We start from the raw sequence: 20024 nt of genomic DNA on the forward strand, positions 1-20024 counted from the left end.
TATGATACTATCTTTTTTGTTTCAGTCCCTGGCTTCATACCACAAATTAAAATTTCTCCACTTGTTGGAGTTAAAAGACCATTTGCCAACTTTATTAATGTACTCTTTCCACTTCCATTCGGTCCAAGTAAACCTACTATACGGCCCCTATTTATAGTTAGGTCTATTCCATTTAAAGCAGTTTTTCTACCATAATTTTTAACTAACCCCTTGCATTCCAATACTGAATTACCCATTATTCCATCTCCTTTATAACCTCTTTTAATGTAGTTAATAATCTATTTTTATCAAATCCTATCTTTTGCATTTTTTCTAAAAATTCTTTGATTTCATCCTTTGCTAAGGTTGTTTGCGTGTCTTTAATAATATTGCAATCCTGCGTTATAAATCTTCCACTTGTTCTTACACTATAAACTAACCCTCTCCTTTCTAATTCTGCTAAAGCCTTTTGCATGGTATTAGGATTCACTGTTGCTTCACTTGCTAAATCCCTTACTGATGGAAGCTTTTCACCTATTTTATACTCACCTGATACTATTTTTAATGTTATCTGCTCCACTAGCTGAGTATAAATAGGCCTGTTATCTTTAAATTCCCATGTCATTATCTCAACTCCTTATTTTGTATTATTGTATTACGTCCTTAATACAATAATATAATTTGAGTTTATATTTGTTAACCATATTTTGGATGTTAAGTTATTTTTTATATATATTTCTTGTGCACCATTTATCAATATTAGATTAATTTTTAATATTTGAGCCACTATTCTATAATCATTTCTAATAATAAAAAAAGCCTTCCCTGGGGTTAATCCAAATATTGGATTAACCCCGGAGGAAGACCCTTTTATTTACAATTCAACTCTTTTATATTTATTTCTCTATCACATATATCAGCTACTACTTTATCATGCGTAACAATAACCACTGTTTTACCTTCATTATTTAATTCCTTCAATAATTTTAATATTATAGCTTTATTATCTTCATCTAAAGACCCTGTAGGCTCATCAGCTAATATAATGTCATTTTTCTTTAACATTAACCTTGCTAAAGCAACTCTTTGTTGTTCTCCACCACTTAATTCAAATACTTTATTATTTAACTTATCTAATAATCCTACCTTATCTAAAGCCTCTTCTTTTAACTTATTCTTATTTTTACCCTTAACATATTCTAAAGCAATATCTAAGTTTTTACTTACTGTATAGTTATCTACTAAAGCATAATTTTGAAATAAATATCCTATATTATTTCTAAATAAATTTAATTTTATCTTTTCTTTATCATAAGGATTTTTATTACCACATATTAAAACTTCACCTGAATCAGGCTTATCTATTAATCCAATAATATTTAGCAGTGTACTTTTTCCGCTGCCACTAGCTCCTGTTATCGCTATCATTTCACCTTTCTTTATTGAAAAATCTAAATTCTTAAATAAATATTTATTACCATACTTTTTATCTATATTTTTTAATTGTATAATCATCTCAATATACCCCTAATTTATTGTTTACTTTATTTTTAAAACACTTAGTATCTCATTATTTTCTATTTTCTTTAATACTAAATACATAATTAATATCTCTAACAAAGCAAGTGGAGTTATTACTTTTAGAATCTCTATAAACGAGAACATCCCTAAAATATATCCTCCAATTAAAATGGCCAGCCAAGCGCCTACTATTAACAAAATTAATTTATTATGTCTTTTTATATATGAATATCCATTTATCTTTCTTATAGCATTAATATATTTATTTCTTTGTATATAATTTATTATCATATATATTGTTAACAATATTTCTAAAAGTAAAGTTATTACCATGGAAATAATATATTCTTTAATTTCATTTTCAAGTTTAACTACATAAGAATCAACATTACTATATAATGTATAGGCACTAAGTATGTCTTTTTCCATATTTAACTCTTTTATAGAATCATATATTTTTGAATAAGCATCACCTTCAACACTACCATTAACCTTAGCAAAAAAATGATTATTGCTTACATACTTAGAATAACTATCTCCACCAATATTTTCTGAATTTATTACAATATGAATAGCATCTTTAATACAGTTTTGATTTTTCTCTTCTAATAATGGATTATATAAAAATGATTCTTGTCCATTCTCAGTATATATAATTTCAACCTTTATTTCTGGATGCTCTACCTTTTCAATATTCATATGCTCATTATAAAGATCTTCATTTATGAATCTCTTAAACTGATATACTTCTTTATATAAATTTAACAAATCAGCTTCATCTTCCTTATACTTTTCTGGAACTAATATAATTAAATAGTCTCCATACTCATCCTCTATAGAAATTATATTACCATTTGTATCACGTATTGGATTTTTCCTTAAGTATTCTGCATTTACCTCTAATGCATTTCCATCAATGGGATCATATTCTTTTCTTTCATTTAATCTTTCTTCTTCATAAAATCTATTATATAAAATATAATCTGATGGACTAACAAGAAGTCCTCTCTTATTATTGTAATACTTAAAAAACTCCTTACACCTTAACCCTTGGTTGTAATCCCAAATAAATTCTTCTGAATCTCTATATTTGTTGGTAATATTAACATACACGTATTCATTAGTACTTTTCCATTTTTCTAAATTCTTATTTTGGGAAATTAAATTGTTATAGTTACTGATTAAATTAATCATTATGGTCACTAACACAATAGAAAAAGTTACTTTTGTAATATAATTTAAACTTTGAATAAGTGTTATTGGCTTTTTATTATTTAGCATATTTTTTATTTTTATATTATCTATATTTAATGACATTATCATTTCTACAACTATTAAAATTATTGAAAACACTAATAAAACAATGCTCAAATTCTTTAAATAATCCACTACATACTTGAATTTATTATAGTAATATAAATAAAACATTACTATTAAACCAGAAGCAACTAATGTATAAAGATGCATTGTTAAAATCTCCTTAAATACATCCTTAAATATTATTTTTCCATCTGAATGTCCCAACATTTTCTTTACAGCAAATTCCTTATATCTAAAAACTATATAATATATAAATGCTAGTACAATTGATATTAATAATATTGCTATTAGTATTAAATATTTTAACTCTATAATATTTAATATGTTATTTTTATCAATATTACTAGTTACTGTTTCATCAGCTAGTTCAAAATTTAATGTCTCTGTAAATTCCTGTTTTATATTCTCCAGTTCTTGTAAATCATCTGTTTGTATTAAATATTGCCCAATAATATTTTCATTTACTGCTTCACTTAAGCTTTTTATTCTAATATTTAAATTCCTATTGAATACACCAATTTCTTTATTTTCTGATGATAAGTATCTATTATTTAAAAACAAATTTTCAATAGAATTTTCGTATTTAATGTTAAATTTATCTCTTAATTTATTTTCATCTGCTAAAGTAGTATATATATCTACTACTATTTCATTTGAATCTGTAAGTTCATCATACACTATTTTATAGATATTAATTCCCTTACTCTTACTTAATCTTTCTATTTGTCTTAATTTCTCTGATGTGCTAACATCATTTCCACCTTCATTTACCTTTATTATTTTTACATCTTCAATATATATTGATTCTAGCTCTCTCACAGAAAATACTTGCAAATATACAAATGATATTAATAAATAACTAATAGTTAATAATGATATAATTACCTTTTTCATAAACTACGCTCTTCCCTTTACCCCTATTCTGATAAATAAATTTCTAAATTATTATTTATTTTTTTCAATGCCTCTTCTATATTTATTTCACCTTCAATATATTCTATAATTTCATCTTTAATTTTATCTAAAATGATATTATTAACAGTAACTGCCTTATTTAATGAAGAAACATCATTTATTATATTTTCAATATCTTGATCTTGTAATTTAATTGCTTCTAATACATCACCTTCACCATTTTCATCCATAGCAACAACTCCAGATTCATAATTCTTAATGCTATTTAAAGTATGTTTAAATACATCTCTATTAACAGATAAATTACTAAATTCCGAGCTATAAAAACTTCCATTTAATAATGAATTAACAAATTCTTTAGCTATATCCTTATTTTTAGAATTTGAATTTATCCCTACAACATCTATAGCTTTAAAGTAGCTACCATTATCTCCATTCCACAATGTGTAATCACATTTATATTGTTCTTTAATTCCATTTATAAATAAAATATCTTTATAGTTTTTTATATTACTAATATTCATATTTGCATTTTTATTAACTAAATATAGTGAAAGAAAACTATTACTATATTGTCTGTTATCTCTAATAATTTCTTCTTCACTCTCTGATAAATTACTAACTGTTAAATCATAAATATTCTTAAATTTGTTTAAAGCATCTTCTATAGCGTCAATATTTAAAGTTTTATCGTCTCTTAAAATATTAGTAGATATACTTTCATAAAAAGTATCAATAAGCTCTTCTGCTGAGGATATATTTAATATTATTTCTTCATTTTCTATATTCTCTTCGCACCTTGAAATTAATGAATTTAAGTCTTTTATGTTAGATACATTTTCTCCAATTATTATTGGCATATTAAATGCTGTAGGAACAGCATATATAACATCGTCCTTTGCATATGCATTTACTATATTGCTAAATAAAATCTCATGATTATTAACTACTATCTCATTTATATTTTCCAAAAGTCCTTTTTCAATATAACTATCTATATTTAGGTAATCTAAAAATAAAATATCTGGCCCCTTACCTGCTAAAAGCTCTGTATTTAAAGTAGTTATTGCATCATTTTCCGTTATCTCTTTATCTTCTGATATACCATATGTATATTTAAAATTTATTTCCGGATAATCATATTTAAAGTTCAAAACATAATTTCTAATGGTATCATTTTCATATAATGAATAAATAACAAATTCTTGCATATCATTATTTTCTAAACTTATTTTTTCTGTAGAATCTCCAAAAGTATATTTATATATTTGTTCATTATCTTCGTTATCTCTTCCATAGGTCAATATAGTATTATCATCTATAACTACAAATTTATTTAATTCCATATCTGTATTGCTTAATTGAGTGTTATCTATATTAAAAAGTAATTCTACTTCATTATTATCGTATTTATATTTGTATACTCCTTCATTACTTTTAAAGTAAATATCATCTGAATCCTTATTGGTGAAAAGAATATAGTTATTATAATCACTTATTTTATCAATAGATTTTATATGTTCTCCTGTTTCTATATCATAAATATCGATTTCCTCTTTATCACTATCATCAATAATTAATTTATTATTAGATAATTCTATATTAGGTATAATAACCTCATTGTATTCTCGAATTAACTTATTACTATGTATATCATAATGTAATACTTTATCTTCAACTTCAGAGTACACTATTAAATCTTTATTATTTATATATGCTTGTCTAACTTCACTCTCCAAATCTAATTGGATTATTTCTTTAGTATTAATATCAGCAAATAATATCCTTTCACTACTATTATCATTATCTAAATAATGAAAAATAATCTTTCCATCTGAATTTAAATCAGTAGATATAATTGTATTGGTACCTTTTATTATTGATCTTATAAATTCTGTATCTATCTCTTTCCATGAGTTAAAATCATTATCAACTTTAAAATATACTAAATCATCATTATTATTACTTCCCAATATTATTAAACTTTCATCATCTTGTTTAACAATTTTAAATATCTTATTTATTTCATCTAAAATTCCGATTTTTTCTTCTGATAAAAAGATATCTTGAATATCTTCTTTTTCTTTATTTGAACATCCTGTAATATTTAATAAAACTAATATACTTATAATAAAAAGATTAACTATATTTTTAAATTTTTTCACATAATTTTCCCCCTAAAATCAATACTTAAATTTATTAAATTCCTACCTAAAATATTTCTAAGTAGGAATTTAAAATTCTTATTATTGTAAATAAAGCACTTTATTTAGTATCATAGTAAGATTCATTTCCAGTAAGTGTTCTAGCCACACTTGCATAAGATGTATATCTTGCACTCGTCCAACTACTCTTTGCAAGCTTTCCTTTACCATTTATAGCACTCGACATATGAGTATTTTTAGCATGATAATAGTTTGAATAACACTCTGTGAATGTTACTCCATGATATAATGTACCTCCTCCAACATAGCTCTTAGCAGCCATTACTATTGATGAGTTTGATAATATAATTCCCCCTAAAACTAATGCTGTTAATGACTTTTTAATACTTTTAACTTTCATTATTTCGTCCCCCCGAACTTATTTTTTTGGATACCGATATCACACTTATATGTTAATCTATTTTATTACATTTTTACCATATTCATAATAAATTATTTGTTTTTTCTAATTTTTGCTCATGATTCCCTAAAAATATGCACTTTTTATTTAAACGCTTTCATTTTTTATTTATTTTCTATAAAAACCTATACTTTTTGATAAATATATTTAATATTTTTTGTGTTTATTTTTGTTTTTTTGTAACTTTTTACAAATTTTATCTGTTGTGTTATTTTTTTGATGTATTTCATTGAAGCACATATTGGAAATATGATAAAATACTCTTCGATAACGTTTACTATTTTATAAATAAGGAGATATATATGCTTAGAATTTATATTTGTGAAGATGAATATTATCAACAACTTTATTTGGAAAAAATAATAAAAGATGCTATTTGTATTGAAAATTATCATATGGAAATTTCATTAATGACTAATGATCCTTATGAGTTATTAAATGATATAAAAGATACAAAACATACTGGAATATACTTTCTAGATATACACTTAAAATCAGATATTAATGGAATTCAACTTGCAAAAAAGATACGAGATTATGACCCTAGATGTTTTATAGTCTTCATAACGGCCGATAAAAATAAGAGTAATGAAATTTTCTTATATAAGGTTGAAGCTATGGATTATATCATTAAAACTGATTTTATTAATTTACCGCTAAGAATAAGAGATTGTCTACATAGCGCATACACTAAATACACATCTAAAAATACCAAATTACAAAAAATATTTTCAGCAAAGGTAGAAGATAGTATAGTAAATGTTAATTATGATGATATATTATTCTTTGAAACTTCACCAACTATTCATAAAGTATTGCTTCATTATGATAATAAAGTAATAGAATTCTATGGAAAAATGAAAGAATTAGAAAGAACTTTAGATAATAGATTTTGTAGATGTCACACTTCTTTTATCATAAATAAAGAAAAAATCAAAGAAATTAATATAAAAAACAGAATAGCTTATCTAGTTAATAATAAAAAGTGCCTTATTTCAACTCGTGGAATTAAATTACTTACTAAATAGAAAAATATTCCTCTGGGGTTAATCCAATATTTGGATTAACCCCAGAGGAAGACCCTTTTATTTACATTTATTTTCTTAAACTTTCATTTCTAACTATTACATCATGACCTGTATAAGCCATTGCTAAAGCAGCTATTAATAATCTATCGTGTGCTTTACTTGTTGTTGTAGCATTTGCCATTTCAATACTATGCCCTACCATTGGACAATCTGTTATTCCTATATATGGGTGTATAGTTGGTGCAACATGACTTACATTTCCTATGTCACTTGAACCACCAGTTGCCTTAGCTTCTTTTATATCTGTAATACCTAATTCTCTTAAGTTGTTATTAAACATTTCTGATAATATTTCATTAGTATTTAAGTCGTCATAAGGTAATTCATATCTTTCCATTTCAAGTGTTGCTCCAGTCATTAAAGCTGCACCTTCTGCAATCTTTTTAACCTTTTCTACAACTTCAGTTACTCTTTCCTTAGTAGAGGCTCTAAAATAGAAATCTGCAATTGCTTCATCTGGAACTATATTAGCTGCAACTCCACCCTTAGTTATTATTCCATGCATTCTTACATCTGATGTTACATGTTGACGAAGTGCATCTATCCCATTAAATAATTGAATAACACTATTTAAAGCATTTATTCCCTTTTCTGGACATGATGCTGCATGAGCAGTTTTTCCTTTATATATGAATCTTATTGGATATAATGCGCTACTTGATCCACTTGCTCTAGTTTCTCCATCTGGATGAACTATCATAGCTGCATCTAACTCATCAAACACACCAGCCTCTGCTAATATAACTTTTCCTCCATTAGTTTCTTCTGCTGGGGTACCATATACTATAACTTTTCCTCCGATTTCATCTAATACCTTACTTAAAGCAACACCTGCACCTGCAGACATAACCCCTATCATATTATGTCCACATCCATGGCCTATTTTAGGTAATGCATCATATTCACATAAATATCCTATAGTCATTCCAGGTTTTCCACTATCAAAAGTTGCTTTAAATGCAGTATCCATACCTGCTATTGGAGCTTCTACTTTAAAATCATGTTCTTTTAAAAATGTAGTTAATGCTTCAACAGCCTTATATTCTTCATTTCCTAATTCCGGGTTATTATATATGTAATCACTTATTTGTGATAATCTTTCTTTAATTAATTGACCTTCGTTATATATTTTAGTTTTCATCTTTTATTCCTCCCATATTATCTAGATTTTTAGTTATATAAAAATATACTCGCTATCTATTATAGAAAACTATTGTCACCAACAATCTTCTATAACAGATATTGAGCATATTTTTAACTACATATTTATTTATCTATACTTAATTTTAAATCTTATGCCCAACCCATCATCATAGCACAAGTTATGAATATAATACCTAATGCAAATAATATAATTTGTAATGGCATTATCCACTTGAACCATTTTGAGTAAGGTATTCCTGCAACTCCTAAACAAGCCATTAATACTCCTGATGTTGGGAAAATAGCATTTGAGAAACCATCTCCTAATTGGAATATTAATACTGTAGTCTGTCTTGATATTTCAAGTAAGTCACCAAGCGGTGCTAAAATAGGCATAGTTAAAGCTGCTTGTCCAGAACCTGAAATTACAAAGAAGTTTATAAACATTTGAACTGGTAACATTACACATGCTGCTAATAATGATGGTAATTTACCTATAAATGATGATAAACCATATAATATTGTATCTATTATTTGAGCATTTTCAGCAATTATAACTATAGCTCTTGCAAATCCAATTACCATAGCAGCTCCAATCATATCTTTAGCCCCTGCTACAAATGCTTCTGCCATTTCATCAGCCTTTAATCCGCCAACTATTCCTGCAAATATTCCTGTTATTAAGAATACTGCTGCTATTTCTGGAATCCAGAAACCTTGTTTTAAAACTCCCCAGATAATAACTGCTAAACAAACACCAATAGATGCAATAATAATTTTATGTGAAAGTGTAAATTTAATTTCTTCACTTTGAGTTTCACTTAACTTTTCACGCTTTTTTTGGTCTAATTTATACATAGGACTAAATTCAGGATTTTTCTTAACTTTTCTTGCATAAATCATTAAGAATATAATTCCTACAACTGTAGTAATAACCCATGCAATAGTACGATATGCTACTCCTGAGAATAATGGAATTTCAGCTATTGATTGTGCTATACCAACTGTAAATGGGTTTAACATAGCTGTTGCAAACCCTACAATACATCCTAAATAACTTATACCAACTGCTAATATACTATCAAATCCAAGTGCTAACATTAATGGAACTAATATAGTTATAAATGGTATAGCCTCTTCTGTCATACCAAATGTTGCTCCACCAAGAGAAAATAATGTGAATATAATAGGAATTATTAATATTTCATTCCCCTTAAATACATTAACAACTTTAGCTATAGCTGAATCTATTGCTTTTGTTCTAGTTATTAAACTAAATGCTCCACCAACTACAAATAAGAAAGCTATAATTTCTGCTGACTGTTCAATACCTTGTATAGGTGCTTGCATTATTTTAAATAAACCTTGAGCTTCATTCTCAACATATGTAAATGAACCATTTAAAACTAGAGTTTTACTTTGTCCATTAACTTCAGTAACAACTCTCTCATATGCACCACCTGGTACTATGTATGTTGCTATTGCCATTATAATTATTATTGAAAAAATAATAACTAACGTATGTGGAACCTTTATTCCACCACTAAACTTCTTAAAGAAACCTTTTCCTTCGTTTCTTGCTACACTTTGCATAAGTTCTTGCTCCCCCCTAGATTAAATCTCTTGACATCATAGTTTGAAGGAGATAATCCTTTAAAGCTATTTTATTAAAGCAATTATACTTTTAGCTCTTTTATATTTTTCAATAAAAAAAGCCTTGAGCTTACCACCCAAGACTATACATTCAATAAAATACTAAGAACTTAATTAAAGTATTTATTATAAATAATATAACCGTTGTGATAGCTCTTCACAAAAATTTTGTGACAGTGTTATGCATATTTTACATAACCCCAACGGTATAGTCTTAAAGCATCAACTATACGTTTCGGCGAAACTTCCTTTCTGTTTACATCATTGTGCTTACCTCAATAAACATACTCTTAAATATCGCAACCTCTATCTACTTCATATCTATTTGTCAAATTAATACTCTTTTAATATACACTATTTATGCATTAAAGTAAAGATATTTTTATATATTTCCGTATAATTATTTAATATCTTACAAAAATATTAATATTTTTATTTTAAATTACCCTCTTACTTCTACATAATATTCTCAATTTCTTTCTTATTATAATTTTAATACTTATCCAATAAATGTAACAACCTCCGGGGAACATCCATTATATGGATGTTCCCCGGAGGTCCTTACATTTATTTGAAGTTTATTATTTTTAATCTATGAAGAGCTCTAGTCGCCATTATATATTTAACTAAATCATCTGTGTTTTCATCAAAATTAACTATTACAACTCCATCAAACTCTAATCCTTTTGCATAATATGAAGGAACTATAACTCTACCGCCTCTATAAATTACATCTTCTCTATCAAAAGCTAAAATCTTAGTAAATTTCTTAAGCTCTGGCGCTATCTTCTTAAGATCTTCTTTATCTTTAGTTATAATTGCAATATTATCATAGTTTTCATCATCATATTCTTCTAAGGTTTCTAAGATAGTGTCTATTAAATCATCTTGATCCTTAACTTCAACTTCTTCAACATCATATTTACCTTTTCTAACAAATGGTACTATTGCATTTTCATCTAATAACTTACTTGCATACTCCATGATTTGGAATGTTGATCTATAACTTTTATTTAAAGCATAGTTCTTAACAAAGCCACCAAATAATGATTTTAATTTAAGCATTGCTGGTTCTTCTTCTACTTTTATTAATCTTTGATTTGCATCTCCAACTATAGTATAGCTTCTACATCCTGTTAATTCTTTTAATACAATAAATTGTAACATACTATAATCTTGAGCCTCATCAATTACTATATGCTTAATATCTTGTTTAGTCTTCTTACCATCTAACTTAATCATTAAATAAAGAATTGCAGGTAAATCTAAGTATGATAGAGTTTCAGTATTAGTAAACTCTTTATAGATATCTACTATACTTTCATTATCTATCCATTTTGCTAAATTTTCTTTTTGAGCCATAAGTTCTCTTACTATTTCTCTAACCCTTATTCTTCTTTGGAACTCTATATTATTTTGTTCAATAACTAATTGTTCCTCTGAAAGACTAGCTAATTTATCCTTAACTTCAGCATTTAAATTTCTTACTAACTCATCTCTTTTATCCTTAAGCTTTGAAGTAATAACTCTCTTTATCTTTTGACTTCTTCTGAATAAAGGCATATATTTATAATGCTTTTCAAATAATTCATTAATTTCTTCTAGTCCTACAACTTCTTCATCAAAGAACTTAACTGGCTTAAAGTTAAAGTAATTTGCTTCTAACTCTTCACATTTTTTATCTAAAACAGATATAAACTCTTCTCCAGCTTTATATTTAATTTCATTTATAATTTCTTCATTACCTTTTAAAACCTCTTCTAAATAAGCTGTAAAATCAACTACTGGCTCATTTAATCCTATTTCATTTATTGCAAAATGCGCAAAAGTTTGTTGATTAACATTACTTTCACCTAATGTAGGAAGCACATCTCCAATATAATCGATAAATATATCATTAGGTCCTAATATTAATACCTTATCTCCTAATTGTTCTCTAAAGTTATATAAAAGATATGCAACTCTATGAAGTGCAATTGTTGTTTTTCCTGAACCTGCAACTCCATTAACTACTACAACCTTCATTCTTTCTTCTCTTATGATTTCATCTTGTTCCTTTTGGATAGTCATAACTATATCCTTAAGCTTTTCTCCTGCATTTGATGATAAAATCATTTGAAGAATATCATCTTTAACATCAACATCTGAATCAAAGAATCCTTCTAATCTTCCTTTTTTAATCATTATCTGTCTTCTTGCTAATATATCTACTGGAACTTCTCCATCCGGTGATTTATAACTAGTTTCTCCTAATGTCCCCTTATAAAATAATGATGCAACTGGCGCTCTCCAATCTACTATTGCAGCATCAAAACTTCCTTCTGGAGTTAATCCATATCTACCAACATATATTTGCTCTGCATATCCATTATCTTCGAAATTAACTTTTCCAAAGTAAGGTGATTCCTTTAACTTTGTAAATTCAGCTAATTTTCTATCTATAGTTCTATACATTTCTTCTTTTACATATCTCTCATGATCAAAGTATTCCATTACTTTATCTTCATCATCTCTATATTCTTCAATGAATTTTTTTCTATATTCTAATATGTAATCTGCAACATCTTTTCTTTTTTGTATGTAATTTAATATTTCTTTGCTTAATAGATCTAAAGTTAACTCTAGATTTTGTTCTTCCTGTAAAAATTCAAATTTATTCAAACTGCCACACCTTTCATTTAAGTTAATATTAGCTTTTAATTTTAAAGTCATTAACTATTATATAAGACATTTAAGGAGTTAAGCTATTAAATATATTAGCTTAACCCCTTACTTTTATAATTCTCTATTTATCTTTTGATTCATTATCATTATTAGATTGTTCTTTATCCACATCTAATATTATTTCTACATCTACAGATGCCTCATTTATAATACTTTCTTCTTCTTTTTCAACAGCTTCGATTACTTCTTGAGCAACTTTTTTATCCATTAAGTCCTCTTCTACCTCTATAGCTATTTCATTAGAATCCTTTTTATTATTCTCAAGATCTCTGCTTTTCTTTTCTTCTTCTCTTTTTATCTTTAATTCTGGATATTTTTCATATACAAACTTAAAAAATTCATCTCCAAAGATAGTTTCTTTTTCTAATAAGTATTCAGATATTTTATCTAATAAATCTCTATTTTCTCTTAATATCTGTCTTGCTCTTTGGTGACATTCTCTGATAATTGCTAAAACTTCCTTATCTACTAAAGTTGAAGTTTCTTCACTACAATTTCTAACAGCTCTACCATCTAAGTATCTGTTTTGAACTGATTCTAAAGCCATCATATCAAAGTTTTCAGTCATACCATAAATAGTAACCATATTTCTTGCTGTTTGTGTTGCTCTTTCTATATCATTAGAAGCACCTGTAGATACTAAGTTGAATACTTCCTCTTCTGCAGCTCTACCACCAAGCATAACCATTATTTGATTCATTAACTCTTCTTTAGAAACAAGATATTTTTCTTCTTCTGGAAGTTGCATTGTATATCCTAAAGCTCCCATTGTTCTTGGAACTATAGTTATTTTATGAACTGGATCAGTACCTTCTAATAATCCAGCCACTAAAGCATGCCCAACTTCATGGAATGCTACAACTTCTCTTTCTCTCTTAGAAAGTATTCTATCTTTCTTTTCCTTACCAGCAATTATTACTTCAACTGCTTCTTCTAAATCTTCTTGAATAACTAACTCTCTTCCACTTCTAACTGCTCTTAATGCCGCTTCATTTACTATATTAGCTAGATCAGCCCCTACTGCACCTGGAGTTCCCTTTGCAATTGATTCTAAATCAACATCTGATGACATCTTAACATCTTTAGAGTGAACATTTAATATTGCAATTCTTCCTTTTAAATCTGGTCTATCAACAATAACTCTTCTATCAAATCTACCTGGTCTTAAAAGTGCTTTATCTAATATTTCAGGTCTATTTGTTGCACCTAAAATAACTATACCTTTTGAAGTGTCAAATCCATCCATTTCAGTAAGTAATTGATTTAAAGTTTGCTCTCTTTCATCATTACTTTGCATCTGATTATCTCTGCTCTTACCTATAGAATCAATTTCATCTATAAATATAATACATGGTGCCATTTTTTCTGCTTCTTTAAATAAATCTCTTACCTTAGCAGCTCCCATACCAACAAACATTTCAACAAATGTTGAACCTGAAACTGAAAGGAATGGTACCTTTGCTTCACCTGCAACAGCCTTTGCTATAAGAGTTTTACCTGTTCCTGGAGGCCCAACTAAAAGTGCTCCCTTAGGTAATTTAGCTCCTATTTCAGTATATCTTTTAGGGTTATGTAGAAAATCTATTATCTCTGTTAATGATTCTTTAGCTTCATCTTGCCCTGCAACATCCTCAAAACTTACCTTAATATCTTTTTCAACATATACTTTGGCATTACTTTTTCCCATGCCCATTCCCATTGGGCCACCGCCCATTTTCTTTGCCATTTTTCCAAATACAAATTTAATTACAAAGAACATTAATACTAATGGTAATACATTAATTATTATAAAATCCATAAATACAGATTGTTGTTTTGTTATTTGAGGATAATATTTAACATCATTATCTAGTAATAACTTTATTAAATCTGGATTATCTGCATTACCAGTATAAAGAACCTTTCCCTTCATATCACTTGTATCTTGTGGTGTAATTACAAGTGCTGTTCCATCAACAGTAACTTCTTTAACTTCCTTATTTTCAACCATTTGAACAAATTCATTATAAGAAATTTCTTTTGTGGTTAACATTTCCTTCGCTGTTGAAAATGAATATAAGAATAAGAAGGCTATAACTGCATAAATAATTAAAAACTTTTTATTATTGTTATTATTCTTTTTTGCTCCATCTTTTCTATTATTTACATTATTATTCATACTTTTAATATCTCCTACTAAACTCTAAAGCGTTTTATAAAATAATTTACTCTATTTTTCCAAAGTCCTTCCAAGGATATACCTTTATCTGAGCCTTACCCTTTATATCTTTTCTATCAATATATGGATTTTCCCAATACCTAGAATCTAAGGACCAATATCTGTTATCACCTAAAAAGAAATATTTACCTTCTGGTACTGTAAACTCTCCACTATAATTATCTGCTGTTCCTATATAATTTTCCGTTAAGGTTTCACCATTTACAGTTACTATTCCATCACTAATAACAATTTTATCACCAGGTAAACCAATTAACCTTTTAATCATATCTTCGTCTTTCTCTTCTGAATAGAAAACTACTATATCTCCTCTTTTTAGTTTTTCTGGATTATAAACTCTAGTAACAAATAACCTATCACCTACATTTAATGTAGGTACCATAGATTCTGATGGAATTTTAACCTTAAATATTAAGAATCTATTTATTAAGACAGCTAATATTATAGCTATTACTATAGGTAAAACCCAGTCACTAAAGAAATTTGATTTCTTTAATTCTTGACTCACTATTCCCACATACCTTTCATTAAACTATTAATTTTATTACGTCTTTTTTTTGTAGCATCTTCGTCTACATAAAATACATTATTGATCATTACCACTACGTCGCCATCCTTAGGTTGCTTATCAAATAAATTTATATCTATTAAGATTATGTCCCTTTTTTCATCTTCTAAAACAACAGATTTATTTTCTATTCTATCTACTATAAATCTTCTATCCTTCATAACAGCTAGCAATGATAGCTAAATCCACCTTTCATTATTTACATTAATTAAAGCTAAAAATTTAATAACTGCTTATAAGTATATCACAATTAATTAATAACTAATAGTATTACTCTTCATTATATATTATTATTATGTCAGTTTTGTTACAAAAACAGCTATATCAAAATAATTTGATATAGCTGTTAATATTAACTTAATATTAAGTTTATCACTGAAATATAAACTGAATCTAAACTAATTTTAAACTTCTAAAGCTAAAAGTTCTTCATAGCTTTGTCTCTTTGATACAACCCTAGCTACTCCATCTTTTACAAATACAACTGCAGCCTTTGGATTCTTATTATAATTGCTAGACATTGAAAATCCATATGCACCTGTTGAAAATACTGCTAATATATCTCCTATATCAGGTCTTTGAATATAAATATCATTAATAAAAATATCTCCTGATTCACAGCATTTACCTGCTATTGCAACTCTTTCATCACATTTATTAGTGATTTTATTTGCTATAGCCATTTCATACTTAGCTCCATATAATGCTGGTCTTATATTATCTGTCATTCCTCCATCTACCGAAACATAAGTCCTAACTCCTTCAATTTCTTTAATTGCTCCGATTGTATAAAGAGTAGTCCCTGCATTTCCAACTATTGATCTACCTGGTTCTATAGTTAAAATAGGTTTTTCTATATTTAGTTTCTCACATACTTCATCTACTTTATTTAATATAGAAGTACAATAATCCCTTGTTTCTTTTGGTTTATCTTCATCGGTATAATGTATACCAAATCCACCACCCAAATCTAATTCAGGTATTATATGTCCTGTTTCGTCCTTAATTTTTTTTATAAAACCAAGCATAACTTCAACAGCATCCTCATAAGGTTGTATTTCAAAAATTTGTGAACCTATATGACAATGTAATCCTCTTAAATTTAGATTTTCACAATCTATTGCTAGCTTTACAGCATCCATTATTGTCTCTCCAACTGGTGCAAATCCAAATTTAGAGTCTATCTGTCCTGTTTTTATATACTCGTGAGTATGAGCTTCTATTCCAGGTGTTAATCTTAAATATATATTTTGCTTTTTATTATATTTCTTAGCCATTTCATTTAGCCTTTTCATTTCATCTAAATTATCAACTACAAATACTCCAACACCTAACTTAACACCTAATTCAACTTCACTTATACTTTTATTATTGCCATGGAAATATACTTTATCTAAAGGAAATTCTGCTTTATAAGCTGTATATAATTCTCCTCCTGATACTACATCTAAATAAAGTCCTTGCTCATATATAAGCTTACACATTGCTTTTGTTAAAAAAGCCTTTCCTGCATAAGCTACTCTATTATTATTTTCTAAGCATTTAAAATCTCTATAATACTTTTTACATGTGTCTATTAAAAGACTTTCATCCATTACATATAATGGTGAACCAAATCTATTAACTAACTCTGTTGAACTAATTCCCCCTATAAATAGTTCATTCTCTTTAATTTCCATTGCCCCAAATAATTTCATTGCTATTGCCTCCAATTAATTATAAATTACTAATACAAAAAACTACCACTATAAAAACCTATAGTGGTAGTTTTATTTATTAAAATGCAATTTTTATCTCAAATAAATTCAATTATTTAAAATTGAATAATTTAATAATCGCACCTTTTTAGCACTCCACTTCCGTGACAGTTATGCATATGTTATATACATACCCAGAAATAACCTTTTACATAAGTTATCCCTTCGGCTGTTATACCTTTCATAAATAATCTTTGCCTGTCGACTCCTATTTATTACTATTTATATACAGCACCTCTAACATAGGTATTCTATTAGCTTATATATTGTATGTTTATGTTTAATAATATGATACCATATAACTATAATTATTCAACCATATTTTTTATATAATTCCATTTTAATTATATACTTCTATATTTATCCATAAGGCTACTCATAGTATCTCCATTTGATGGTGGTGTATAAGTAATAGCATTAGCCCCGGCTTCTATAGTCATTCTTATACTTTCTTCAGTTGGTCCACCTGTTGCTATAACCGGAAATTCTGGAAACTCTTTTCTTATTCTTCTTACTATTTCAGGAGTATTCTTTCCTCCAGATATATTTAATATTGTAGCTCCGGCCTCTATTCTTTCTCTTATATTTTCATCAATAGAAACTACTGTAACTATTAAAGGAATATCTATTGTTTCTCTTATCTTTGAAACTACTTGATTAGATGTAGGAGAATTTACAACTACACCCATGGCCCCTTTAAATTCTGCATCTAAAGCTAAATTAACTACTCTTTTGCCTTGAGTTATACCTCCTCCAACTCCACAAAAAACAGGCACATCTGCTGCCATAACTAATGCTGATGTTATTAACGGTTGAGGAGTAAATGGATATACAGCTATTATTGCATCTGCATTAGTGTTTCTTATAATTGCAACATCAGTTGTAAATAGTAATGACTTTATTCTCTTTCCAAATATCTTTATTCCTGAACAATCTCTAATACAAGATGGTACTTCTACTACATGACTTCTCAATAGTCCCTTAATTTCAGGAACAGTTTTATTTCTTTTTATCTCCATTAAAACACCCCTATTACTAAATTTCTAAATCTTATTATACTATTTTAAATCAAATTTTAAAGAAGTTTATAATAAATTGCTCTAAATTTAACAGTTAGTCTATAAATTTTAATAATTATTTGATAAAATATGTTTATATATAACTAAATTTTAAAGTATAGTATTACTTTCAAATTTAGTTGTCAAACGTTATTATTATAAAATTTTAATAATAATAATGTTTTTTAGAAATTTGGATGGAGGTTTTAAATGAAATTATTAAAAAATTATTATCCACCCTATGTAATCCTTTCCATTTTGTATTTGTTTTTTATTGTATTTGCTTTTTGCTTAGATTCACCCTCTGAAATCTTTCATGGTCTAAAATCTATAATATTATCTTCTGATATATTAATTACTGATTATATGGAACTTGGTGGAATTGGAGCTGCTTTAGTAAATGCTGCTATGACAAGTTTATTATCGCTATTTCTTTTAATTATTATAGGAATTAAGCCTAATGGTTCAACAATAATGTCCTTATGGCTTATGACTGGGTTCTCTTTTCTAGGTAAAAACATATTTAATATTTGGCCTATTATATTTGGTGTTTATTTATTTTCCAGATATCAAAAAGAACAATTTCTTAATTATACATTAGTTGCTTTATTAGGTACTTCACTTTCTCCTATAGTAAGTCAAATTAGCTTTAATAACAATGAGTATACCTTATTTTCAATAACATTAGGTATACTAGTTGGTATTGTAGTAGGTTTTGTCCTACCACCTATAGCTTCCTATAGCATAAAGGCTCATAATGGGTATAATTTATACAATATTGGGTTTGCTAGTGGATTACTTGCTACATTGCTAATGTCAATAATGAGAGGCTTTGGCATTAACTTAGATTCTAGGCTTATTTGGCATAGTGGATCAAATAACATTTTATTTATTTTACTCATTATTTGTTGTATTTATTTAATTGCTATTGGTATTATTTACGGTAAAAATAACAAAGATACTCTTACTAATATAAATAGACAAACTGGTAGATTAATAAGTGATTTTTATATCTTATTTGGAGAAACTTCATATATTAATATGGGTATATTAGGTATATTAGCTACTTGTTTTGTTGTTCTTATTGGTGGAGATTTAAATGGTGCTACTATATGTGGGATTTTTACTATAATAGGATTTGGGTGTTTTGGTAAAAATATCAAAAATACTATACCTATAGTTATGGGTGCAACTATAGCTGCCATATTTAATATAAATGACGTCACTTCTCCTTCCCTACTGCTATCTATATTATTTTCTACTACACTAGCTCCCATTTGTGGTAAATTTGGATGGAAATATGGTGTTTTAGCTGGTATAATTCATGTTAATATAGTTACAAATATAGGATATTTACATGGTGGTCTTAATCTTTATAATAATGGTTTAGCTGGAGGCTTTGTTGCAATGATATTAATTCCATTAATAACCACCTTTAAAAAGGAGATCTAACTT

At 27.2% G+C, this 20024-nt stretch carries 16 protein-coding genes and 2 riboswitches; of the genes, 2 read left to right on the top strand and 14 right to left on the bottom strand.

Annotation, left to right across the window (positions count from 1 at the left end):
* The 6 genes from Q0G30_RS05290 to Q0G30_RS05315 form a co-directional block, all read right to left on the bottom strand.
* The coding region (locus Q0G30_RS05290; protein WP_294387501.1) for an ATP-binding cassette domain-containing protein at positions 1-236 on the bottom strand (236 nt) is incomplete at its 3' end.
* Positions 236-604, bottom strand: coding sequence for a GntR family transcriptional regulator (locus Q0G30_RS05295; RefSeq protein WP_294387503.1), 369 nt, complete (start codon positions 602-604; stop codon positions 236-238). The genes Q0G30_RS05295 and Q0G30_RS05290, both read right to left, overlap by 1 nt.
* A gap of 245 nt (positions 605-849) precedes the next feature.
* Positions 850-1494 carry a putative bacteriocin export ABC transporter gene (locus Q0G30_RS05300; RefSeq protein WP_294387505.1) on the bottom strand — a complete coding sequence of 215 codons (645 nt, stop codon included), beginning with the start codon at positions 1492-1494 and terminating at the stop codon, positions 850-852.
* Between the two features lie 24 nt (positions 1495-1518).
* Complete coding sequence (locus tag Q0G30_RS05305; protein WP_294387508.1) at positions 1519-3714, bottom strand: DUF1430 domain-containing protein; 2196 nt, start codon at positions 3712-3714, stop codon at positions 1519-1521.
* A gap of 23 nt (positions 3715-3737) precedes the next feature.
* The gene (locus Q0G30_RS05310; protein ID WP_294387511.1) at positions 3738-5900 is read right to left on the bottom strand and encodes an extracellular solute-binding protein; all 2163 of its coding nucleotides are present in this window, start codon (positions 5898-5900) and stop codon (positions 3738-3740) included.
* 100 nt (positions 5901-6000) lie between these two features.
* Complete coding sequence (locus Q0G30_RS05315) at positions 6001-6300, bottom strand: lactococcin 972 family bacteriocin (RefSeq protein WP_294387513.1); 300 nt, start codon at positions 6298-6300, stop codon at positions 6001-6003.
* Positions 6301-6662: 362 nt separating this feature from the next.
* Between Q0G30_RS05315 and Q0G30_RS05320 the strand changes: the two genes are divergently transcribed.
* Positions 6663-7388, top strand: coding sequence for a LytTR family DNA-binding domain-containing protein (locus Q0G30_RS05320; protein WP_294387515.1), 726 nt, complete (start codon positions 6663-6665; stop codon positions 7386-7388).
* 67 nt (positions 7389-7455) lie between these two features.
* On the opposite strand, the gene Q0G30_RS05325 is transcribed toward Q0G30_RS05320, so the two are convergent.
* From Q0G30_RS05325 to Q0G30_RS05360, 8 genes are all read right to left on the bottom strand, one after another.
* The gene (locus Q0G30_RS05325) at positions 7456-8589 is read right to left on the bottom strand and encodes a M20 family metallopeptidase (protein ID WP_294387518.1); all 1134 of its coding nucleotides are present in this window, start codon (positions 8587-8589) and stop codon (positions 7456-7458) included.
* 152 nt (positions 8590-8741) lie between these two features.
* Positions 8742-10184, bottom strand: coding sequence for a Na+/H+ antiporter NhaC family protein (locus tag Q0G30_RS05330; protein ID WP_294387520.1), 1443 nt, complete (start codon positions 10182-10184; stop codon positions 8742-8744).
* Between the two features lie 202 nt (positions 10185-10386).
* Positions 10387-10561: riboswitch (Lysine riboswitch) on the bottom strand.
* A gap of 250 nt (positions 10562-10811) precedes the next feature.
* Entirely contained in the window at positions 10812-12905 is a 2094-nt protein-coding gene (locus Q0G30_RS05335; RefSeq protein ID WP_294387522.1) for an AAA family ATPase, read from the bottom strand.
* A gap of 124 nt (positions 12906-13029) precedes the next feature.
* The gene (gene ftsH / locus Q0G30_RS05340) at positions 13030-15126 is read right to left on the bottom strand and encodes an ATP-dependent zinc metalloprotease FtsH (protein ID WP_294387524.1); all 2097 of its coding nucleotides are present in this window, start codon (positions 15124-15126) and stop codon (positions 13030-13032) included.
* A 46-nt stretch (positions 15127-15172) separates the two neighbouring features.
* A complete protein-coding gene (gene lepB, locus Q0G30_RS05345; RefSeq protein WP_294387526.1) occupies positions 15173-15694 on the bottom strand; it encodes a signal peptidase I in 522 nt (173 codons plus the stop codon).
* Positions 15694-15927, bottom strand: a complete 234-nt coding sequence (locus tag Q0G30_RS05350; protein WP_294387529.1) for a DUF3006 domain-containing protein — start codon at positions 15925-15927, stop codon at positions 15694-15696. Before Q0G30_RS05350 ends, lepB begins: the two co-directional genes overlap by 1 nt.
* Before the next feature lie 231 nt (positions 15928-16158).
* Positions 16159-17451 carry a diaminopimelate decarboxylase gene (lysA, locus tag Q0G30_RS05355; protein ID WP_294387532.1) on the bottom strand — a complete coding sequence of 431 codons (1293 nt, stop codon included), beginning with the start codon at positions 17449-17451 and terminating at the stop codon, positions 16159-16161.
* 141 nt (positions 17452-17592) lie between these two features.
* Positions 17593-17759, bottom strand: a riboswitch (Lysine riboswitch).
* 96 nt (positions 17760-17855) lie between these two features.
* The gene (locus Q0G30_RS05360) at positions 17856-18530 is read right to left on the bottom strand and encodes a hydrolase (RefSeq protein ID WP_294387533.1); all 675 of its coding nucleotides are present in this window, start codon (positions 18528-18530) and stop codon (positions 17856-17858) included.
* A gap of 249 nt (positions 18531-18779) precedes the next feature.
* On the opposite strand from Q0G30_RS05360, the gene Q0G30_RS05365 reads away from it, so the two are divergent.
* On the top strand, positions 18780-20021 hold the full coding sequence (locus Q0G30_RS05365; protein WP_294387536.1) for a DUF1576 domain-containing protein: 1242 nt from the start codon (positions 18780-18782) through the stop codon (positions 20019-20021).
* The last annotated feature ends 3 nt before the right edge of the window (positions 20022-20024 follow it).

The organism is uncultured Clostridium sp. (assembly GCF_934754925.1).
Taxonomy (GTDB): Bacteria; Bacillota; Clostridia; order Clostridiales; family Clostridiaceae; genus Clostridium.